At 43.9% G+C, this 15,752-nt stretch carries 15 protein-coding genes; 11 read left to right on the top strand and 4 right to left on the bottom strand.

The window, feature by feature from the left end:
- Positions 1 to 43 precede the first annotated feature (43 nt).
- Genes ACED48_RS13435 through ACED48_RS13425 form a run of 3 tightly spaced genes read right to left on the bottom strand, consistent with a single transcriptional unit; the run spans position 44 to position 4,537 of the window.
- Positions 44 to 2,746, bottom strand: a complete 2,703-nt coding sequence (locus ACED48_RS13435; RefSeq protein ID WP_017055469.1) for a DEAD/DEAH box helicase — start codon at positions 2,744 to 2,746, stop codon at positions 44 to 46.
- Positions 2,747 to 2,761: 15 nt separating this feature from the next.
- Entirely contained in the window at positions 2,762 to 4,291 is a 1,530-nt protein-coding gene (locus ACED48_RS13430) for a site-specific DNA-methyltransferase (RefSeq protein ID WP_017055468.1), read from the bottom strand.
- Between the two features lie 9 nt (positions 4,292 to 4,300).
- Entirely contained in the window at positions 4,301 to 4,537 is a 237-nt protein-coding gene (locus ACED48_RS13425) for a hypothetical protein (protein WP_017055467.1), read from the bottom strand.
- 186 nt (positions 4,538 to 4,723) lie between these two features.
- Here ACED48_RS13425 and ACED48_RS13420 point away from each other — a divergent pair, with 186 nt between their 5' ends.
- The 4 genes from ACED48_RS13420 (at position 4,724) to ACED48_RS13405 (ending at position 8,217) form a co-directional block, all read left to right on the top strand.
- Positions 4,724 to 5,758, top strand: a complete 1,035-nt coding sequence (locus ACED48_RS13420; protein WP_017055466.1) for a virulence RhuM family protein — start codon at positions 4,724 to 4,726, stop codon at positions 5,756 to 5,758.
- Between the two features lie 617 nt (positions 5,759 to 6,375).
- Positions 6,376 to 6,909, top strand: a complete 534-nt coding sequence (mobI, locus tag ACED48_RS13415; protein ID WP_139151226.1) for a conjugative transfer protein MobI(A/C) — start codon at positions 6,376 to 6,378, stop codon at positions 6,907 to 6,909.
- On the top strand, positions 6,902 to 7,411 hold the full coding sequence (locus ACED48_RS13410; RefSeq protein WP_017055464.1) for a hypothetical protein: 510 nt from the start codon (positions 6,902 to 6,904) through the stop codon (positions 7,409 to 7,411). Before mobI ends, ACED48_RS13410 begins: the two co-directional genes overlap by 8 nt.
- Before the next feature lie 107 nt (positions 7,412 to 7,518).
- Complete coding sequence (locus tag ACED48_RS13405) at positions 7,519 to 8,217, top strand: hypothetical protein (protein WP_017055463.1); 699 nt, start codon at positions 7,519 to 7,521, stop codon at positions 8,215 to 8,217.
- A gap of 138 nt (positions 8,218 to 8,355) precedes the next feature.
- Here ACED48_RS13405 and ACED48_RS13400 read toward each other — a convergent pair whose 3' ends face one another.
- Entirely contained in the window at positions 8,356 to 8,679 is a 324-nt protein-coding gene (locus tag ACED48_RS13400; protein ID WP_084026680.1) for a helix-turn-helix domain-containing protein, read from the bottom strand.
- A gap of 93 nt (positions 8,680 to 8,772) precedes the next feature.
- Between ACED48_RS13400 and ACED48_RS13395 the strand changes: the two genes are divergently transcribed.
- From ACED48_RS13395 to ACED48_RS13365, 7 genes are all read left to right on the top strand, one after another.
- Positions 8,773 to 9,156 carry a hypothetical protein gene (locus tag ACED48_RS13395; RefSeq protein ID WP_017055460.1) on the top strand — a complete coding sequence of 128 codons (384 nt, stop codon included), beginning with the start codon at positions 8,773 to 8,775 and terminating at the stop codon, positions 9,154 to 9,156.
- A 203-nt stretch (positions 9,157 to 9,359) separates the two neighbouring features.
- Complete coding sequence (locus ACED48_RS13390; RefSeq protein WP_017055459.1) at positions 9,360 to 10,217, top strand: hypothetical protein; 858 nt, start codon at positions 9,360 to 9,362, stop codon at positions 10,215 to 10,217.
- A 216-nt stretch (positions 10,218 to 10,433) separates the two neighbouring features.
- The gene (gene mioC / locus ACED48_RS13385) at positions 10,434 to 10,868 is read left to right on the top strand and encodes an FMN-binding protein MioC (protein WP_017055458.1); all 435 of its coding nucleotides are present in this window, start codon (positions 10,434 to 10,436) and stop codon (positions 10,866 to 10,868) included.
- Positions 10,869 to 11,350: 482 nt separating this feature from the next.
- On the top strand, positions 11,351 to 13,246 hold the full coding sequence (gene mnmG / locus ACED48_RS13380) for a tRNA uridine-5-carboxymethylaminomethyl(34) synthesis enzyme MnmG (protein ID WP_017055457.1): 1,896 nt from the start codon (positions 11,351 to 11,353) through the stop codon (positions 13,244 to 13,246).
- Positions 13,246 to 13,878, top strand: coding sequence for a 16S rRNA (guanine(527)-N(7))-methyltransferase RsmG (gene rsmG, locus ACED48_RS13375; protein WP_017055456.1), 633 nt, complete (start codon positions 13,246 to 13,248; stop codon positions 13,876 to 13,878). Before mnmG ends, rsmG begins: the two co-directional genes overlap by 1 nt.
- Before the next feature lie 14 nt (positions 13,879 to 13,892).
- Positions 13,893 to 14,666, top strand: a complete 774-nt coding sequence (locus ACED48_RS13370) for a ParA family protein (protein ID WP_029626854.1) — start codon at positions 13,893 to 13,895, stop codon at positions 14,664 to 14,666.
- 23 nt (positions 14,667 to 14,689) lie between these two features.
- Positions 14,690 to 15,571, top strand: coding sequence for a ParB/RepB/Spo0J family partition protein (locus ACED48_RS13365; protein WP_017055454.1), 882 nt, complete (start codon positions 14,690 to 14,692; stop codon positions 15,569 to 15,571).
- The last annotated feature ends 181 nt before the right edge of the window (positions 15,572 to 15,752 follow it).

The raw sequence follows: 15,752 nt of genomic DNA, 5'->3' as shown, positions 1-15,752 counted from the left end.
TAATTTGTTATCGGAGCAAGCTGTTAAGCTTGCTCCCTCATTATTATTTCGAAATTAACGCTTGGATCTGCTGGCGAACATCTCGGCCTTGCCCGTCTTGTTCAACGGCCATAATGAACAGACATTTCCCATTGCTCAGTTCTGCCCATTTATCACCGATAGCACGTTTTTCCGCTGAGTCGTCATTAGTTACATAAGCTTCGCCTTTGTACTCAACAACTAGCATGCGGCCATCGTTAAGCTCACATACAAAGTCTGGGTAAAACTTGTTATGAGCCAGTGGCAACCAGAATGAAGCTTGATCTCGGCGTACCAGGTTGCGAATCCAATGTTTTATCTCCGGTAGGCCATCTATAGCTTTAGCACACTCGTATTCCTCACCTGTAGCTTTCAGATCCTCAATAAGGTTCTGCGGAAAGTAATGTTTCTGAAATTTGTAGCGACCAGAGTAGTAAGGTGGACGAGATGGGTAGTGGCTCGGCTCGAAGTGGTACATGAATTCATCGGATACACAAGCTGTACTTTCAGCACCGAACAAGCACGCTTGATATCCAGCTCGCTGAGCTTGTTTTCGGTACAAACGGATAAGATCTCGTATAGCACGGGCCAATGGGAACTTATTGCGAACCAAAGCTGTAAGGGTCAAGTTAGGCTTTTGAAGCAAATTTTTGACTAGACGACCCAAGAAGCCAACAAGTTGATGCTGAAGCACATCTGGTTGTCGCAACTCCCTGTCTAGCCAGCGGACGAGATCTTGCTCTGTAACGTCAATAAAGCCTTGGTTGAAAGCAATGACTTCTTTTTGATCGGCAACCTTATAAGTGAGAGACTTACCGTCCATGTCAATCGCAAAACTATTGCTAGTCTCGTTCATTACAAAGTTGGTCAACTCTGCTGGGTAGTCGAGCAGATTCCAGCTGTGTGCGTGAAGGAAAACTTCTGATTCAACCAGCTCCAACTCGCCTTGTTCCATCATGCACAGATAAGGAAGTGAGCCGAATTTTTCCCCACGTTCTGAAGGTGCCTTCGTGGCTTCGATAGCCTGATTATGCACACGAATATCACGTTCAAAGGCTTTACGCTTTTTACCCGCTTTTACGTGCTTCGTTAGCGCTTTTTGGATGCTTGGTGATACTTCGCCAGTCACTTTGACCACTGCGGTGTCGGTTTGCTCATCCCGAGTCATCGTGATCTGTTTCTTCTCTAACTCGGAAAGCTCTGTTAGGTCTGGTAGATCCTCAACCTCTACAACAATAGCAGGAGGTGGTGTCGGTTTTGCTTTAGATTGCTCCGGCTCACCACCAAATAGTTCCCCTTGACCACCCGTCGGAGCCTGCTCTCGTAAAAATGCAGCGATCTCCATTTCTTCAAAGCCCATAGCGATGAGCTTATCGGTCAGCTCTTGAGCTGCTTTTGCGAACTTCGACGTAGCAAGATGTGCATAGGCACGGTTCAAGTCTTCAATGGTTCGACGACTGGCATACGGCATACGCAGTACACGACCAAGTAGCTGTTCTGCATCTTTACTGGAAGATACTTGCTTCACCGAGCAAAATACGTAGGCAAAGGAACAGTCCCAACCCTCTTTGAGAGCTTCGATAGTAATGATGTATTCAATCAGGCAGTTTTGATCGAACAGGTTGATCCCATCTAACTCTCGTTGAGTACCCGTCGCGACAGCGATCTTATCTTCATCAATACCAAGTTGATTGATCAGGTGGTCTTTAAGTACCTCTACAGTAACCTCGCCTTTCTTGTTTTCAGCTTGAAACAAGGCTATCGGGCGGATGTAGTCCTCATCTTTTTGAGCGTCAGTCTGGAGCTTGTTACGTGTAATCACAGCATCCTGAACTGCATCTTGCCAATTCTGATGTTCCGTCAAAACAATCGGCAACTTAATCATCTCTTCGGCTTTCAGTTCGGCTGCCGAGACATGAAACAGAACGTTACTACCGTTTGCACTAGTGGTGTTTGGTGTAGCAGTAAACTCAATGACAGCAGCAGGGTGCACTCGTCGCAACGTATCAAAGGTTAAGCTGGTACGAGCATTATGAGCTTCATCCACGATCACCACTGGCCGATACAGAGCTAATAGGTTGGCAAAAGAGAATTTGATATTGCCAATTTCACGACTGCTCAAACCGTTCTCTTGTACATCAGCCTCAGAAACCCTCTCCAGCAGCGGTAAGAAAGGGTGGTTTGCAGGAACCTTGGCAAAGTGCGGCTCAAAGTTTTCGTGGTAAGCGTAAACCTTGCGTCCAGAGGTGTCAGAAACTCTCAAGTTAGCTAGGGTAGATACAACCACAATGGTCTTATTGCCTAAGTCTTGTGGTCGAATTTGAGTCACTTCATCAATATCAAGCACCAGCACTTGGCGATTAAAAGCTGCATCGAGCTTTTCACGATAAGGGTGGCCTGGTGTTTTCAATGCTTCTACTGTTTGTTCGCGAATCGTGATGCTTGGGACTAGCCATAGAGCAATAGGAGCTTCGGTCTCTAGGTAATGACGTGCAGCAACTTCAATAGCATATGAGCCAAGAACAGTTTTACCACCGCCTGTTGGAATACGCATACAAAAGTACGGGACTTGCTCGAAACCATAATCACGGTAAGCGTGTGAAGGGAGTTCTTGTTCTTCCAGAGATAACTTATACGCATCTTCAACACTGTCACTACTGAGGCAGTGCGATAGGAAAGATTGCATCACATCAACGGCACGTTGTTGATAACCTTTTAACTTAAACATTCTGTGGGTTCCTTATCAAAGAGTGCCGACGTCGTATGGGATCTGCTTGAACGTGATGTTCGCTTGTTTCAAGCGAGCCTCACCTAAACGGCTTGATTCACCGTAGATCACTATGCGTTCATGTTTGTCGATGTCTGGTAAGTTGTTGAGTACTTTGCTTGTTAGTACATTGCCACCTGCTGGTCGGCGATCACCTAAGATACCGTTATAGAGCAAGTAGTATGCGGTATCGTTATGAACACCCAGCAGTGGGGTATCCGCTTTATTGCCGAGTGGTGTTTTGGTTTCCAAATACCAGATATGTGATGCCAATGTTGGGAACTTAATATCGGTATTGAGGCAACCATATTCGTCGAATACGGCTTCGCCTAGCTTGTAGAAGCGGAACCCACTACCACCTTGCCATTGAACAGAATTCGAAATACCTCCCTGTTCTCCATCAACGACTCTCTTCAGTCTAGGGACACAGTGAGAAACCGCATGTTCACCTATTTCTACGCCAATAAACCTTCTGTTCATTTTAAGAGCAACCGCCGAAGTCGTCCCAGAGCCTAAGAATGAATCGAGTACTAGATCTCCTTCCTTAGTCGCAATTGTTAAAACTGTTTGAATTAACCTTTCAGGCTTTGGCGTTGTAAATGGATCATCACCAAATAAAGCCAGCATCTCTTTCATAGCGTCTTGAGTATGACCAGCGAGCGTATGCTTCCATAGAGACATAGGCATCATTCCTTTATTAACTTCTGACAAGAAGTTTTTTAGGGCTGGCTTTGAGTTCTTCCCGGTTTTCCCCCACCAAATACGCTTTTCTTTAATATTTTTTTCCGTGACTTGTCGAGACATAGCCCAAACTCTTGTTTTACTTGGCCAAATTTCCTCACCAGTATTGGGTTGTAGGATTGGATAATATAGATTGGGCCTTTCATCTGAGGAGTAACGGCATGTATAGTCCATAGCCTTCCAAGGCCCTCTCGGGTCTTCATCTGGATTCTTATACCTTCCAGTTTGATCCTCTGTCATCGGCAACAAGTTTCGTTGGAAAGATGAGCTTTTTCGGTAACAAAGAATATGATCATGGACATAGCCAAGGTCTTTGGTATCAGGCGGCGGCGCGTAACGTTTTTCCCAAGCCACATCACAAATGAAGTTATTACGCCCAAAAATCTCATCCATTATTACTTTCAGATAATGCGCTTCATTGTCATCTATGGACACCCAAATACTGCCATCTTCAGATAACAGCTCTCTTAGCAACTCTAATCGAGGGTAAATCAATGAAAGCCAGCGACTGTGTTCCAAGTTGTCATCGTAATATTTGAAAGCACTCTTAGTGTTGTATGGTGGGTCGATAAATATACATTTCACTTTACCTGCATAATGAGGTATCAAAGCTTTGAGCGCCTCAAGGTTATCACCTTGAATCAGTAAATTTTCATTATCGGCATCGCCATAGGAGTGCTCTGGTACTTTTTCCAGTAGCCTGTAAGTACATTTTTTAGACGTTGTTATTGCTTCTTCTTTGTTAAGCCAATTCAAAATGGGCATCTTAGATTCCTAAATCTTGTCTACGTCTAAGCCAGCTTTTTTCAATCGGCTTGTAAGGTTTCTCATTTTGCTAAATTCGGTGCCATAGCTGGGCTTGAGGCCGACCTCTTCACAAAACTCTTTCGCCGTAATGTCTTGAAGCTCGTCAGCGTACTTGATCATTTGCAGGTGTAACTCAGCCATATACTGGTTGCGTGGAGCTCCACTTAATGCCTGACGTATCGCCAGAAAAATCTGCTCTTTCATTCCTATTTCTCAGCTTTTACCTGAACTGATAGCTAACTTAGCAAAATTAGCTAATTTGTGCTTGATTTTATGTATATGTTCTTGTGAACTGGAACAATTAATCATCAAAACTTGTTTCTCGGCAGTTGTACAGCCCTATATAAAAGAACAAAACCTTGTGCCTAAGCCGGAGTAAAAGGAGATTCAATGACCGATAACACCCCACAAGCTCCACATGGTGAGTTCATTCTATTTACCAGTGCAGATGGTACAACTCGCGTAGAGTGCCGCTTTGAGTCTGACACCTTGTGGCTATCACAAGCTGCAATGGCTGAGCTTTATGACAAAGATGTCCGCACCATCAATGAGCACCTTGTAAACATTTATAACGAGGGAGAACTTGTTCAAAACGCAACCATCCGGAAATTCCGGATAGTTCGATTAGAAGGGGCAAGGCAGGTTAATCGCCAAATCGATCATTACAACCTAGAAGCTATTCTGGCGGTTGGTTACCGAGTACGATCACAGCGTGGTACTCAGTTCCGCCAATGGGCAACACAGGTATTACAAGAATATCTGATCAAGGGATTTGCCATGGATGACGAGCGCCTCAAAAATCCACCCGTTGGTCACTCTGCGGTGCCAGATTACTTTGATGAAATGCTGGAACGCATTCGCGATATCCGAGCCAGTGAGCGTCGTGTTTATCTGCGAGTTAAAGAGATCTTTACCATGGCGGCAGACTACGAGCCTTCCAATAAAGAGACCACTCTCTTCTTCCAAACCATTCAGAATAAACTGCATTATGCCTGTACACATATGACGGCCGCTGAGCTTATTGCTAGTCGTGTGGATGCCAGTAAACCAGATATGGGGCTAACCAGCTATAAAGGCGATGAAGTGCGTAAGACTGATATCACCATCGCCAAAAACTATCTGCGTGAAGACGAAATCAAAGAGCTTAATCGCATCGTCAATATGTGGCTCGACTTTGCCGAAGACCAAGCGCTGCGTCGCAAGCAGGTATTCCTACAGGACTGGGCCGATAAGCTAGACCAGTTTTTAAGTTTTAATGATCGGGACGTATTAAACGGAGCGGGAAAAATTACCAAGAAAGACGCAGATGATAAGGCGAAATTGGAGTTTGACCGCTTTGCCCAGCAACGCCGCCGTTTAAAAGAAGCCGAAGGCGCACTTGCTAATATTGCAGCCCTCAAGGCAATACTCAAAAAAGACAAATAGCGCGGCTAACTCAGTTGAATCAGCCATGGTACCGACATCAATGTCGGTACCTTCGTTCTCAGGTCTGTCATTTATCCTGCCAAAACATCATCGAAAAACCACTTTGAGATTTCGACTTGCTGTCTCATACAACTGACGTATCGAAAAGCAACCCAAAAGCGCTTTTGCTCACAACCCACCACGTGCAGCCCCATGGGCTTTCACATGTGAAAGTTGCCAGGAGCATCAACAATAAATCCTTCCAACATCCCACAATAACTGGATTACTACTCCTCAAATCCCAGAACAAACAAAAATCTTAAGCCATATCCCACAAATACCGGACTGTGAGTATCAGCATCCCAACAACCATCATTAACAAGTCATGGATTATTAGCTTCGACCTCCCACAAAAATAGAGATTTGGAAAGCAACAGGTCAGCTCCCAGGAAAGGAATATCTTCTATTGCTGCTTTAGCTGCTGGGATATGGGGCAAATATCTAACGCCCAAAATGGGCAACTTCGCGTGTTATAGCTAAAGGACGTCTGGGTTACGGTAATTGGTGACGAACAAGCAAAACCAAGGAGTAACCTAACGATGTTAGATGAGAACAGCGCAGCTTATCGCTGGCATAAAATGGCGCAGCAGCGCAAACCAACCGAAGAGAAGCAAGCTTTCGAGCTAGCACTTTCACAATCACTCAATGCTCTGGCACAAGTCGAGCATTTTACTGATCAAGAGCCTTATTTGCTGGAGTTTTTAGCAAGTTGCTACGCCAACAACTTCTGGCGAATCCACCGTTCTTACAAAGACACAATACCCGGTCATTTTGCCTGTCGAGTCCGTAATCGTAACAACGCATTCGAAGCGGCATGGCATCACAACTGGTACATGAGTGAGAATCAAATGGCGCAGCGACACAATAAAAAGTACCGCGTTCGCTCTACACATATCCGCAAAGGCAAAGGCTTTCGTTACCCACCGGGGCGCTTTTCAAAAGCCAACGCTGAATGGGAATCCGATCTTATTGAGTACACAGAAGATGCCTTCGCACTGATCCGCGAAGTACGCCATGAAATCCTCACAATTAAACAAAAAGCGCAAATCTGTACAAAACGACTTAACAAACTTAATGAACACTTTCAAAAAATGGAGAAGCAAAATGGCTAAGAAAACCATACCAAACGTCGGTATTACCGACTATTGCGGAGAGCTAGATCTATCAGATTTTGATATTGCACTGCCAGAACAATCACCGCTGCCAACATTAATCAAAGACTTACCTATTTATGTCACCGATGAGTCTAAGAAGCTAATGGTTGCGGCCAAAGACCTTAAAGGTCGATTAGAGGAGTTGAGCAAAGCTTTAGCAACTGAGTACGATGTAGAGCACCCTATGAGATATACATTCAAAGTGAAAAATTCAAAAGGTTTACCGAAGATTACTTGGTATCGCCTCATTCTTTATCGCTATCCAAAAAAAGAACTCGAAGAAAAAGAAGTATCCGATGCCGTTTTGCGACGTTTTTCAAACGCTATGGACTGGGAAATCCCTCTCTATCTTCATCTGCTAGACCAACTCAACCAACTGGAACAGCGTGTGAAGCCTATAAGAGAACTGTCTAGTCAGGTGAGAAAAACGATACGAGCGATAAAAAAACTGCAATTTTAGTTCTATCCAATCAGGAAGCTTCATGCCGTGAAATGAAGCTTCTACCCACAGTTTGCATTTTCAAAATCAATGATACGCTGGTAGTAAAGTGAGGAGAAAATGCTGTGATGAGATTGAAAGTTCAGGTTGAAAAAATCAATGCTGCAAGCGTCGATATCGCTTGGTTCGCGGGGTTGAACAATCACGGTATCGTTACGGTTCAAATTGCTCAAAGTGAGTTCCGGTGCGCTATAGCAGAGTTAACGGCGGCTAGGTTCTTAATTCTCGACAAACAGGTATTCGGGCGCTTACCAAACAGCGGTAAAGGTCTCGCGCTCAGCCTAACCAAAGAAACCATTTTAGCGGCCAAGAATGAAGCTCTCAAAACTGCCGCACTGTTTTTGTCCAACCATCTATCCGGTATCAAACTTTATTCTGACGAGATTGTTGATATCACTCATCCAGAAACAAAAGACATTGTTACGCCTTATGCTTCCCCCTATCCGACGTTTGAGGCTGCAAAACTTGGCACTATCGCCATCAGCAACCATGCAATGCAACGCTACCAACAAAGGCACAAGCAAGGTGATATTCGTAATCCGTGGCACAGCTTACAGAAGCAACTCTCCCATCCAAACCTAGAAAAACTGACTTTGTCATCAAGAACACGCTTTCAAAAGCTACTCCGTTACGGAAGCGAACAACATGAGATTTGGGCCAACCCTACAGACAATCTTTACTTTCAAATTGCATCCTTAGCGGAACACAAGTTGGTTGTGACGGTTTTTTCTCAGGTAACGCATGCTTTCAATGAAATTCATGCTTAGGAAAGCTAAGCTAAACAGAGATAGAAGATACTTACAGGAGGTGAATATGGAACTTTGGATTTGGCTGGGTGGTTTACTACTGACAGTCGCCGCAGTCGGTGGAGTATTTTGGTATTCAGGACGACAGCGATAGCTTTATTACTGGTCGATGTTATCGAGTTCCTGCCTGATCTGCTCAATAAGCGCTTGCTTTTTAATTTCACTGAGCTTTTCAATCAAACATACCAGTTCTGCTGAGCTGTCGGAATCTGAAAAGAAAAATGCGACAGGCACGCCAAGCTCCTGAGCAAGCTTTTGTAACGTACCGATATCGGGCATATGACGCCCTTTTTCATAATGATTCATACGGCCACTCGCTGAGCTTGGGTCCATACCCAAACGGATACCAAGCTCCCTCTGGCTGATACCAACGCGATTTCTTGCCTGTTTAAGGCGCTGTGGAAATGGATTTGTTTTAGACAAGTGAGAATCATCATCAACCTACGATGCTTAGATTTTCTAAGTTTTAATTATACCTGTATACTTAGGAAAACTAAGCACAAAATGGAGACTAAGATGAAAACACTAAAAAAGTTCGCACTATTTTGCGTTTTTTGTCTTGGTGCGTTAGTGACTGTATATCAAAGCTGGGGAGTGATGTTGATGGCCTTCCCAAGCGTTATTTGGCTACATAAGCCACTGGATGTTATCCACAAAAATAAGTACATCGCGTTGTTATTTTGGTTTGTACTCTTTTATATAAACTGGCTATTCGCCACTGCCGCCGCCCTCACCTATTTCTTCATTCATGTCTGGCATTTGCACCAACAGAACATTCCGCTCAATGACTCGTCCTGCACCAAGCGAACTCCTCGACGCATCAACCCAAGCACTGGTTTGTTGATGAAGAACAGGCAATTTGATATCGCAGGTAATGCTTATGGCTGGAAGAATGATTGATATGGGTAGGTGATGATCACCCTCGCCCCGACAGGAAAGGATCGTAATAACAAAATGATCCACGATCCATAGCAAAAGCCTCCGATCAATAACTGATGAGTTTAATGATCAAAAGATATCTCCTGCTTATCCACAATGAGTCAACTTGGTGACCAACCGATAAATAACTGCAAAATCAGATAGTTTTGAAAAGGAAATTTCTCATGAAACCGAAGGCTAGGTTCACTCAGTTATCGTTACTAATTTTGCTCACTGGATGTGCCTCTACATCAAGTCCTATCCAATATGACAACAGCCACAGCCGTGCTCATAACATTGCTCATGCAGGTGGGCTCTACCAAACAGAAGACAAAGTCATTCCAATGAGAGACTTTGAAGCATTTAAGCTCGCGAAAGCTGTCGCAGGAAATACATTGTTGCTCACGTCTTCAGTAGGTGTGGGACTTGAGTTAAGTGAAGGACTGGGCCTTGGTTTGCTAACGCCATTACTGGAACAGCCTGATACCGCTTCGCGAAACAGCATTATTGCTTGGATGCCTATACAAGAAGCGACATCCGCTCGAGACGCACAGCAAAAGTTGCTCTACCACTTCAACACAGCTATCGAAACCGTGCTTCAAGAACAATCTATTCACTATGAGCGCACGAATGGCAATTCAGAACAAAAGATAGAGTTCTACTTCCATAGTGCAGACTACCAATGTCCAAAATACCAAGCAGGTATGACAAACCAGGACCTATGCTACATCACCGCTGAAGTTTTCGAACCGAGAAGAACGATGTCACCATCTTTCGTCAACGATGGACAGGAAAGTTTTGCATTTGAATCCAACCATCACGTCTACTACCAGAGATTTAGAATTTCGCCAGGCAAGAATAGTGACATCCCTTCAGATGCACTTTATGCTGCTATTAGTAGTAAGTTGCCCGATTGGATCTTCATTTATATAGCAAAAGGGAAGATTCACTTTGGTAAGGAAACGATCATCGCACCTTACCTGCTAGAGAGTGGAAAACCTCTCTTGTTTGTCGTTGCTGAAGAGAAAGAAGGTGAAAGCTGATCCAGTTTCCCACCATTCCCACTTTTCCCATCCTGATCTATGATGGAAGTCATCTTGGGAAGTAAGTATTTGACCATAAATTGCAATTTGGTCCCCAATCGGTCCCCAAGACGTCGCGCGAGGCCAGCTATTATGGGAAACTTCACTTTCTGTATTGGTAAATAACCTTTAAAAGCCGGCTTATGCTGGCTTTTTTTCTTTAGTAAGGACAGCTTAATGATCCATATTATTACAGGCAGCACCTTGGGCGGTGCTGAATACGTTGGCGATCACCTTAATGATCTTCTTGAAGAACAAGGACATGAAATAACCCTGCATAATCAGTCAGATTACGATGATATTGCACAACAAGGCTTTTGGCTATTGGTGACTTCAACTCACGGTGCCGGTGAGTTCCCAGACAATATTAAGCCGTTTATCGACGCATTAACCCAGCATTCTCCAGACTTAAGCCAGGTTCGCTTTGCTGTCGTGGCACTAGGAGATTCAAGCTACGATACCTTTTGTTTAGCGGGAAAATCAGTCCACAGCCAACTGGAAAACCTCGGAGCACAGTCTATTTCAGACTGTTTTAGCATCGATGTATTGGAAACCCCAGTCCCTGAAGATGCAGCTGAAGCCTGGTTTAACGATCATATTGACCAGTTTTAACCGCTTCTTTCTTCCAAAAAGCGGCTTATGCCGCTTTTTTTACCTCCGAATATCGTGATTGTGAATAACTTTTTTTCAAAAAAATGGAAAATCGACGATTTATTTTCTATTTTCTCTGTGGATAAGATCATACATATACGGTGATTAACCTATAGTTATCCAAATAACAAGTTTTAGGATAATTTCCCCCTGTGAATAAGTAGCCATTTTGATCCCAGCTAATCCTCAACCTGATCAAAGTTAGATCACATCATTTGATCCAAAAAAGATCCATGATCTTGTTGATCATTTTTGACTTATCCACAGACACCCTCGATCCTAATAATAGATCTAATAAAAGATCTCTTTAAAGATCTTATCTATATTAATTAAAAACAGCTTTTTTGAAAAACTCCAAAAACGTTTTCTCAAGCAAGGAAAACAGGTAGTATATCGCTCCTTTTTATCTGTTTAGAAAACGTTTGAATACCTGAGGTCGGTTCATGCTTTATCACGAAAAATTTGACGTCATCGTTGTTGGTGGTGGCCATGCTGGAACGGAAGCCGCACTCGCATCTGCACGTACTGGTCAAAGTACGTTATTACTCACTCATAATATCGATACATTAGGACAAATGTCTTGTAACCCAGCTATCGGCGGGATCGGTAAAGGCCACTTGGTAAAAGAGGTCGATGCTATGGGTGGATTAATGGCGCAAGCTATTGATCATGCAGGTATTCAGTTCAGAACATTAAACGCATCAAAAGGTCCAGCAGTTCGTGCAACTCGTGCACAAGCTGACCGCATACTTTACAAATCCTTTGTTCGTAATGTGCTAGAAAACACACCGAATCTGACGTTGTTCCAACAATCGGTTGATGACTTGATCGTGGAACAGGATCAAGTGGTGGGCGTGGTGACACAGATGGGCCTTAAATTCCGTGCTAACGCAGTGGTACTGACGGTCGGCACATTCTTGGGTGGAAAGATCCATATTGGGATGGAAAGTTCATCGGGTGGTCGTGCGGGGGATCCACCATCGATCGCTCTTGCTGACCGACTTCGTGATCTTCCATTTAGAGTTGATCGCCTGAAAACAGGTACCCCTCCTCGTATCGATGCACGCAGTGTCGATTTTTCTGAGCTTGAGGTTCAACATGGTGATAACCCGACCCCTGTTTTCTCGTTCATGGGAAATCGAGCTCAACAGCCTCGCCAAATTCCATGTTACATCACACATACTAATGAAAATACGCATGATGTTATTCGTGCTAACCTAGACCGAAGCCCAATGTATGCAGGGGTGATTGAAGGCATTGGCCCTCGCTACTGTCCTTCGATTGAAGATAAAGTGATGCGTTTTGCTGACAAGAACAGCCATCAAATTTTCATTGAGCCTGAAGGTCTTACGACACACGAGCTATACCCTAATGGTATCTCAACCAGTCTGCCGTTTGACGTTCAAGTTAAAATCGTTCATTCAATGAAGGGGTTTGAAAATGCCCATATTGTTCGTCCTGGCTATGCGATTGAGTACGACTTCTTTGACCCTCGCGACCTAAAGCTGAGTTACGAAACTAAGTTTATTAAGGGGCTGTTTTTTGCGGGGCAGATTAACGGTACGACCGGTTATGAAGAAGCAGCTGCGCAAGGCTTGATGGCAGGTATTAACGCGAGTTTATTTACGCAAGGCAAAGAAGCCTGGAGCCCACGTCGAGACCAAGCTTACATGGGCGTTCTTATTGATGACCTATCAACCATGGGCACTAAAGAACCTTACCGTATGTTTACGTCTCGTGCGGAATACCGTCTGTTGCTTCGTGAAGATAACGCTGATATTCGATTGACTGAGAAGTCTCGCGAGCTTGGCTTAGTGGACGATGCTCGTTGGGCTCGATTCAACGAGAAAGTGGAAAATATTGAGAAAGAGCGTCAACGTCTGAAAGAAACATGGATGAATCCAAAATCTGAAGATATCGGTGCGCTTAATCAGATCCTAAAAACACCAATGTCTCGAGAGGCAAGTGGTGAAGATCTTCTTCGTCGCCCTGAGATGACTTATTCACAGTTAACTGAATTGGATCGTTTTGCTCCAGCATTGGAAGATCAACAAGCATCTGAGCAAGTTGAGATCCAAGTGAAGTACGAAGGCTATATCCAACGCCAACAAGACGAAATTGCAAAATCACTTCGTCATGAAAATACCAAATTGCCTGCCGATATCGACTACAGCCAAATTAAAGGACTTTCTAACGAGGTGGTTCTCAAGCTCACAACCACTAAGCCAGACTCGATAGGTCTTGCTTCTCGTATTTCAGGGATTACGCCTGCGGCAATCTCAATTTTGTTGGTTTATCTGAAAAAGCATGGCCTGTTAAAAAAAGGTGAGGAGGTATAATGAGCGCATTACGCGAAAAACTGGATCACCTGATTGGTCAGACTGAACTTGAAGTCTCTGAAAAACAACGTGGCCAGTTGGTTGGTTATGTTGAATTACTCAACAAATGGAACAAAGCTTATAACTTAACATCGGTGCGTGACCCGTTAGAAATGATGGTGAAACATATCTTAGATAGCATCATTGTTAGTACCCACTTACAAGGCAAACGTTTTATTGATGTTGGTACGGGGCCTGGATTACCTGGGATTCCTCTCTCAATCATGAACCCAGACGGTGAGTTTTACTTGCTGGATAGCTTAGGTAAGCGTATTCGTTTTATTAAGCAGGTCGTTCATGAATTGGGTATCGATAACGTAATGCCGATTCAAAGTCGTGTTGAAGAGTTTCAACCTGAAGAAAAGTTTGATGTCGTGCTCAGTCGCGCATTTGCGTCAATGACAGACATGGTAGAGTGGTGTCACCATTTACCTAAAGAGCAATCCGGTGTATTTTTGGCTCTTAAGGGACAACATCCTAAAGACGAAATCGACCTGTTACCTGAATGGTGTTCAGTGACAGACATTAAAGCTTTGCAAGTGCCAGAGCTTAATGGAGAGCGTCATCTAGTTACTTTATCGCGTCAGGGATAATCAGCGAGGCCATAGTGGGTAGAATTGTAGCAATTGCCAACCAGAAGGGCGGCGTAGGAAAAACAACAACTTGCATTAACTTAGCAGCATCAATGGCGGCAACAAAACGCAAGGTCTTGGTTGTTGACCTCGATCCTCAAGGTAATGCCACTATGGCAAGTGGTGTCGATAAATATCAAGTTGAAGCAACTGCTTACGATTTGTTAGTTGAAGACACCTCATTTGATGAGGTAGTTTGTCGAAGTACATCGGGCAATTACGATCTCATCGCTGCCAACGGTGATGTTACGGCGGCAGAAATTAAGTTAATGGAAGTGTTTGCCCGTGAAGTTCGCCTTAAGAGCGCACTGGCATCAGTTCGTGATAACTATGATTTCATCTTTATTGATTGCCCACCTTCTCTAAACCTTCTTACAATTAATGCAATGGCGGCAGCTGATTCCGTATTGGTTCCGATGCAATGTGAATATTTTGCTCTAGAAGGTTTAACGGCGTTGATGGATACCATCAGTAAGCTTGCAGCGGTCGTAAACGAGAACCTGAAGATCGAAGGTCTTCTGCGTACTATGTACGATCCTCGTAATCGCTTATCTAATGAAGTATCTGATCAGCTTAAAAAACATTTCGGTAATAAAGTTTATCGAACTGTCATCCCTAGAAATGTACGTTTGGCAGAAGCGCCGAGTCATGGCAAGCCAGCAATGTACTACGACAAATATTCTGCAGGCGCGAAGGCATACCTAGCTCTTGCTGGTGAAATGTTGCGTCGTGAAGAAGTCCCAGTATAGGTCTAACCAAAGGAATTCGCTCAATGTCTAAGCGTGGTTTAGGAAAGGGGCTAGATGCATTGCTTGCAACTAGCTCGTTGGCTCGTGAAAAACAGCACGTTGCTTCTCATAGTCAGGCTTTGTCGGCTGATGGGGAATTGACAGAGCTGGCTGTTGGTTGCTTAAAGCCAGGTGTTTATCAACCGCGTAAGGATATTGCGCCTGAAGCACTAGAAGAACTAGCAGCTTCAATCCAGTCTCAAGGCATTATTCAGCCAATCGTAGTACGCCCTTTAGCGCACGACCAGTTTGAGATTATCGCTGGTGAGCGTCGTTGGAGAGCGGCTCGTCAAGCTGGTTTGAAACAAGTGCCGTGTTTGATAAAGAGAGTGGAAGACAAGGCTGCTATTGCAATGGCATTGATCGAGAATATTCAACGTGAAGACTTGAATGTTATCGAAGAAGCACAAGCGCTAGAGCGCTTACAGAACGAATTTGAACTGACGCACCAAAAGGTTGCTGAGGTGATTGGTAAGTCACGTGCGACGGTCAGTAACTTACTGCGCTTGAATCAGTTGGCTGAACCTGTGAAGGCTTTAGTTGTATCAAAGCAACTTGAAATGGGGCACGCTCGAGCACTGCTTGCCCTTGAAGGTGATATCCAGGTTGAAGCGGCAAATACTGCGGTAAACAAGAAAATGACCGTGCGTCAAATTGAGCAGCTTGTTAAAAAATGCTTAAAACCAGAGGTTGAGACAGAGTCGAAGCCTGAAGACACAGAAGCTATCGAACTTTCACGAAGACTTACGGAAAAATTGCAAGCAAACGTTTCAGTTACTCGTTCTGTTAGTGGTAAGTCAAAAGTGACGATTACTCTTGATGAGCCTCACAAATTAGAGCAACTTATTGCTAAACTAGAGTACTAAATGAGATAATTGATTTAGGTCAATTATGTAATAAATAAGTAATTTTGTACAAAAGTTGTAGGTTTGTATACAAAAATGTAAATGATTGCTGCATTGTTATTGCAATCGATTTGGCTGAACGTATAATTTTTGCCAATTTCTCAGCACGCTTTTAAGCGAGTGATTTAGTGGGCTTAAAAGA

The sequence above is a fragment of the Vibrio sp. 5S239 genome (genome assembly GCF_041439575.1).
GTDB classification, from domain to species: Bacteria; Pseudomonadota; Gammaproteobacteria; order Enterobacterales; family Vibrionaceae; genus Vibrio; species Vibrio kanaloae.
Note: the sequence above shows the minus strand (reverse complement) of the source record. Positions and strands in the feature narration are given on the sequence as shown.

What these genes read in the sequence shown, in the direction of transcription:
- rsmG (WP_017055456.1), top strand. Translation starts at nt 13,246, where the DNA reads ATGAGCGCATTACGCGAAAAACTGGATCACCTGATTGGTCAGACTGAA.
- ACED48_RS13410 (WP_017055464.1), top strand. Translation starts at nt 6,902, where the DNA reads ATGGCTAAGAAAACCATACCAAACGTCGGTATTACCGACTATTGCGGA.
- mnmG (WP_017055457.1), top strand. Translation starts at nt 11,351, where the DNA reads ATGCTTTATCACGAAAAATTTGACGTCATCGTTGTTGGTGGTGGCCAT.
- mobI (WP_139151226.1), top strand. Translation starts at nt 6,376, where the DNA reads ATGGCGCAGCAGCGCAAACCAACCGAAGAGAAGCAAGCTTTCGAGCTA.
- mioC (WP_017055458.1), top strand. Translation starts at nt 10,434, where the DNA reads ATGATCCATATTATTACAGGCAGCACCTTGGGCGGTGCTGAATACGTT.
- ACED48_RS13425 (WP_017055467.1), bottom strand. Translation starts at nt 4,537, where the DNA reads ATGAAAGAGCAGATTTTTCTGGCGATACGTCAGGCATTAAGTGGAGCT.
- ACED48_RS13395 (WP_017055460.1), top strand. Translation starts at nt 8,773, where the DNA reads ATGAAAACACTAAAAAAGTTCGCACTATTTTGCGTTTTTTGTCTTGGT.
- ACED48_RS13430 (WP_017055468.1), bottom strand. Translation starts at nt 4,291, where the DNA reads ATGCCCATTTTGAATTGGCTTAACAAAGAAGAAGCAATAACAACGTCT.
- ACED48_RS13405 (WP_017055463.1), top strand. Translation starts at nt 7,519, where the DNA reads ATGAGATTGAAAGTTCAGGTTGAAAAAATCAATGCTGCAAGCGTCGAT.
- ACED48_RS13390 (WP_017055459.1), top strand. Translation starts at nt 9,360, where the DNA reads ATGAAACCGAAGGCTAGGTTCACTCAGTTATCGTTACTAATTTTGCTC.
- ACED48_RS13435 (WP_017055469.1), bottom strand. Translation starts at nt 2,746, where the DNA reads ATGTTTAAGTTAAAAGGTTATCAACAACGTGCCGTTGATGTGATGCAA.
- ACED48_RS13420 (WP_017055466.1), top strand. Translation starts at nt 4,724, where the DNA reads ATGACCGATAACACCCCACAAGCTCCACATGGTGAGTTCATTCTATTT.
- ACED48_RS13365 (WP_017055454.1), top strand. Translation starts at nt 14,690, where the DNA reads ATGTCTAAGCGTGGTTTAGGAAAGGGGCTAGATGCATTGCTTGCAACT.